This window comes from Virgibacillus sp. AGTR (genome assembly GCF_016919725.2).
GTDB classification, from domain to species: domain Bacteria; phylum Bacillota; class Bacilli; order Bacillales; family Amphibacillaceae; genus Virgibacillus; species Virgibacillus salarius.
In genome coordinates, this window is sequence record NZ_JAJERH010000124.1 from 1 (window position 1) to 4,803 (window position 4,803).

3 protein-coding genes and 2 pseudogenes are annotated in these 4,803 nt (G+C 33.3%); 4 read left to right on the plus strand and 1 reads right to left on the minus strand.

The genetic code is table 11. The annotated features are described in order from the left end of the window. Nucleotides 1-30: 30 nt before the first annotated feature. Nucleotides 31-790 (plus strand): annotated as a pseudogene (terS, locus tag JUJ52_RS23810) (phage terminase small subunit). Next, nucleotides 780-2,053 (plus strand): annotated as a pseudogene (locus JUJ52_RS22425) (PBSX family phage terminase large subunit). The pseudogenes terS and JUJ52_RS22425 overlap by 11 nt, the downstream one beginning before the upstream one ends. A 323-nt stretch (nucleotides 2,054-2,376) precedes the next feature. Here JUJ52_RS22425 and JUJ52_RS22430 read toward each other — a convergent pair. Next, nucleotides 2,377-2,868 carry a hypothetical protein gene (locus JUJ52_RS22430; protein ID WP_166530730.1) on the minus strand — a complete coding sequence of 164 codons (492 nt, stop codon included), beginning with the start codon at nucleotides 2,866-2,868 and terminating at the stop codon, nucleotides 2,377-2,379. 831 nt (nucleotides 2,869-3,699) lie between these two features. On the opposite strand from JUJ52_RS22430, the gene JUJ52_RS22440 reads away from it, so the two are divergent. Next, nucleotides 3,700-4,140, plus strand: a complete 441-nt coding sequence (locus tag JUJ52_RS22440; protein WP_166530729.1) for a hypothetical protein — start codon at nucleotides 3,700-3,702, stop codon at nucleotides 4,138-4,140. An 84-nt stretch (nucleotides 4,141-4,224) separates the two neighbouring features. Further along, nucleotides 4,225-4,731 carry a hypothetical protein gene (locus JUJ52_RS22445; protein WP_166530728.1) on the plus strand — a complete coding sequence of 169 codons (507 nt, stop codon included), beginning with the start codon at nucleotides 4,225-4,227 and terminating at the stop codon, nucleotides 4,729-4,731. Nucleotides 4,732-4,803: the final 72 nt, after the last annotated feature.

Consider the following 4,803-nt stretch of genomic DNA (forward strand, 5'->3'; position numbering starts at 1 on the left):
TTATATTTACAAAACAACTCGAATATATATATGGGGGTGGGTGATGATGTAGTTGCAGAAACTCATAAACTAGCTGAAAAAGATTATATAAAAGGCATGAAATATAAAGACATTGTTGCTAAACATGGAGTATCAATTAATACAGTAAAGTCATGGAAACACAGGCATGGATGGGAACGAAATAAGGGTGCACCCAAAGAAAAAAGTGTGCACACAAAAAAAGGTGGTCAACCTAGTAACAAAAACGCATTAGGCAATAAAGGTGGCGCTCCACAAAACAATAGCAATGCTGTCAATATCTACCAGAAGAAACGCTAGATATAGTGAATGATATTGATAGTATTTCTCCATTAGATATCCTTTGGATGAACATTAAGATGCAGTTCGCTCAAATTATGAGAGCGAACAGATTATGCATGTAGAGAACAAGGATGATTTGACAAAGGAACTAAAGAAATCAAAGTACGAGGTCATTCCTATGGGTGAGGAAGTAAAGCAGGTTCCAATTGAAGAAGAATATGAGTTGCAATTCGCTTGGGATAAACAGGCGAATTTTTTAAATTCTCAAAGTCGTGCTATGGGTGAATTGCGAAGCATGCTAAAACAGTTTTATGAAATGGCTGATTACGATGATCAAAGGCTGTTAGAGGTTAAACGAATAGAGACAACAATAGATAAAACGAAGAAAGAAACAGAGTTCATCGAGGAACGCACTAAGCTTATTAAAGGCGAGAAGAAAGATACTAGCTTGTTAGATGTTCTAATAGATGCGGTGACGGATGATGAATAAGAAAATAAAGTTATCGCCTAAGCAAAAACAGCTAGTAAAGCAACCGTTTGATGTTGGTTTAGAAGTGCAAGAGGGAACGCCTCGATCAGGGAAGACAACAGGCGTACATTTTCGGTTAGCGTATCTTTATACCATTTCAAGAGATACAAACCATTTAGTTAGTGCCTATAATCAGGAACAAGCTTTCAGGCTATTTATTGACGGTGATAGAACTGGGTTAATGCATATATTCGGTGATCTAGCAAAAATCAAACATGATGAACATGGGGATCACTTAGAGATTCATACTCCTAAAGGCGTTAAAAAGGTTTATTACAAAGGTGGAGCCAAAGCAAATAGTGTTGGTGCTATTACTGGTATGTCATTAGGTTCTGTGGCATTTGGGGAAATCAATTTACTTCATATGTCATTCATACAGGAATGTTTTAGACGAACAATGGCAGCACAAGATAGATATCATATTGCAGACCTTAATCCACCTGCACCTAATCATCCATTATTAAAGAAGTATTCGACGTACAAAATACACAATGGACTCATTGGACCATCGAAGATAACCCAATAATTAGCGAAGAACGAAAGCAAGAAATCTATGAAACCCTTAAAAAGAATCCGTATTTGCTTGATCGTGACTGGTTTGGAAAAAGAGTAATGCCTGAAGGCGTTATCTATTCCATGTTCAATCCAGCCATTAATCAGATTCCTGCTTTGCTAGGGAAACCATATGAAATGTACTTTGAGGCTGATGGCGGGCAATCCGATACTACTTCATGTAGCTGTAATATTGTTACATTGTACGATGGTAAATTTAGATTGAATCGGGTAGTTAACTACTATCATTCTGGTGCTGAAACAGGACAAGTAAAAGCCATGAGTACCTATGCCAAAGAGATTAAAGAGTTTATTCATTGGTGTGTCGATAAATATCAAATGCGCTATCAAGATATATTTGTGGATCCTGCCTGTAAATCATTAAGAGAAGAACTTCATAAAATCCAAATTGATACAGCAAGGGCAGATAACAACGCCACAGATGCGAAAAAACAGGGTGGAGGTATTGAGGTTGGTATAGAGCGATTCCAGAACTCTATGACTAATGAACAATTTTTCTTAGTGGAGACAGATAAATATGATCATTACAACTTTATCAAAGAAATTGGCATGTATGTACGTGACGATAACGGTAATCCAATAGATGACTCGAACCATGCGCTGGATGAGGCTAGATTACACACATTTAGAATGGCATACATGGGAAGCTGACACGCTAATTATTCAAAACACCTTACATGTTAGTGATACTAAAGGAGAATTAGGAGTTAATATTACAGGTCGCTTTGATGATTTTTTCCCTGGTGTTGCAATAAAAGCAGTATATCCTATTAAAAAGGAGAAGAAAGCAAACTCATTTGTGTATTTCAAACCTAATATTGCTAATAACATCGATACTCAAAGCCCATTGGGTATTTCTTTATTTGCTAACGTTAAAAACAATAGATACCCAATTAGATAGCTTTAATAGGGGTAAAGGACTCCACCCATATAGCATTAATGCCTGATTTAGTAAAATCGCTCCTATGTTAATTTTATTTTCCTGTTAATCCACAAGAGTTTCCGCAATATACGAATATACCGTAATATCCTAATCCTTGGATACAAGCTACACAACCTAAACCAGCTGTACCCACACAAGCTGCTGCACATGCTACCGAAATCAATCCAAGTGCCCACGTTGGCAGTCCTTGGTCTGATAAACAATTAGTCATGCATTTAAAATTAGATTTTGCTAATTGTAATTCATCAGTACTCGTACCCTCATAATCTGCAATTTCTACGCTTTCCTCTTGTGCTAGTTTGTCATTGATCCAAGTTATTAATATTCCTTGTCCATTATTATTTTTATAAACAATTGTTTCTACCTTGGATTCATAAGTATAATCGTTATCATAAACAATAGTAACTCCACTTAAAAGTTCAAAATTCTTTCCTTTTAAAGGAATACGAACTAAGTATTGCTGATTTTCGTTATCAATAGTAACAAAAGCTTCTTCGAAATTTAATTCTCCTTCAGAATTCAAATTTATTTTTTCTTCTAAGAAATCATTTTGTGCCTATTTATCAATTTTTGTTCCTCTGTTGTATCAACTCTGTTAATTTTCTCTAGATTACCCATCATTTCATTTAGAGTATTTTCAATATCCTGTTGTGTGCTTGCTTGGACAGACTGAGCCCCCAAAAAAGAATTACTAGTAAAAGTAAACATAAGTAAAAAGCTCATTAAGATATAAAACGACTTCTTCATAATTTTTATTCATTCCCTTTATTTTTTTCTTCTAAGAATTTAGTGAAATATGCGGCTAAACCTAAAAGAAAAACAGATATTCCCCAGATGATTATACCTTTCCAAGGAAAATCAACCAATAAACTTATTGTTTGAATGATGAAAATAGAAACTAGTGTTAAGGCAGTAAGTTTCTTCTTTCCTCCTTTTAAACGGCTTATTTATATATTTCTATATTAAATCATTTTTTCTTGCATTTAAATGTAATATTTTCCAAAAAAACTTAAATTTACCTAACTCTTATATAGATAGCAATAACAATGTTACGGAGCGTTATATTCGTGTCTTGAGGTGAATGAAAAGAGTATTCTGGCTTATTGTTACTACCGTAAAAAAGTGAGAACATTTAAGTTAGATAATATCCTTTCAGCTGGATCAGTTAGAAAGCGAGTTGGTGCTTAATGGTTAAAAGATAAAAATGGTTAAATGGAATTAGTGCTTTTAGCACAAAAAGTTAATTAGACTCTCGAACTATATTATTATTTTTTACAAAAATGGAATATTATACTATTTAAGTATGTTATTATAGGGAAGTGTTTTTCGAGTTCAGTGAAGAGGGGGGAGAAAGATGAATAAAACATTAGTAAAAGCAATAAGTGTTACTATTGCTTTTATGCTAGTTTTTGCAATGGTGGGGCCAGTTTATGCTGATGCACGTACAAAGACAAGTGAAAGTAACATCGTTAAGAGGCATACAAGTTCAATAAATGTAAATGCCAATCAGGCAGAGAATGTAGAAGTTCAGCCATACGGTATAAAAACACAATTGGTGAAGGCAGCTCTAAAGCATGGTGGATCAGCAGCAGGTAAACTTATAAAAAAAATACCTTTTAAATGGGCGAAAAAAGTTGGCGCTTCCATTGAGAAATGGGGCTATAAAGCGGCAGGAGTAGTTGGTGAGCTAACTAGTTTTAGTGAGTCGTATGTAACACTTGCATTAGCTAAAGCTGGTATACCACCTAACGATGCAGCGTTACTTGCTAAATTTATAGTTTTCTTTTTAGGATAATAGGTCTTATAATACAAACATAACAGCTATTAAAAAAGTTGTTATGTTTGTACATACACTCATTAAAAGAGAGGAAAGGAAAAAATGATAAAAATCATAGTTCTTTTCTTTTCTATTTTTGTTCCGATAGCAGTTGTGTTTTTTTGGTTCATGACGTATCAAACGAAAAAAGAGGAAAAGGAACAGGAACAGGAACCTTTCTATATTAAAATTATAACATCTTCAGCTATATCGTTTATTTTGACACTTGTATTAATGTTTTTTATCTTTATTGTTTTTGGGTCTGCCACATTTGCTAACTCGCTCTTGAATTTAGACTTAGATATTAAAAGAATGTTGCTTATTTCAATAGTTATAGTTGGTTATTCTTTAGTATTAGATCATTTCTTTTTTAATATTATAAAATACATAATTGGAATTAATTATATGTTACTTATAACAATAAGTATCATTAGATTTTTAATATTCCTTTCCATAGGTTTGTTCTTTTCTTTAAATTACAATACAAATATTATTCTAGCATGTGCATTTGTTATATTACTTTTACTAGTAGATATTTATAATGTAACAAGCAAAAAGAAAAATGATTAGTATAGATGGGAAAGAAATGCAGTAAACCAATGGTCAATACTAAAGAATTATTGATGTATTGACTAAAAAATA

Excerpts from the sequence above, each read along its gene's own strand:
- JUJ52_RS22440 (WP_166530729.1), top strand. The coding sequence starts at position 3,700 with ATGAATAAAACATTAGTAAAAGCAATAAGTGTTACTATTGCTTTTATG.
- JUJ52_RS22445 (WP_166530728.1), top strand. The coding sequence starts at position 4,225 with ATGATAAAAATCATAGTTCTTTTCTTTTCTATTTTTGTTCCGATAGCA.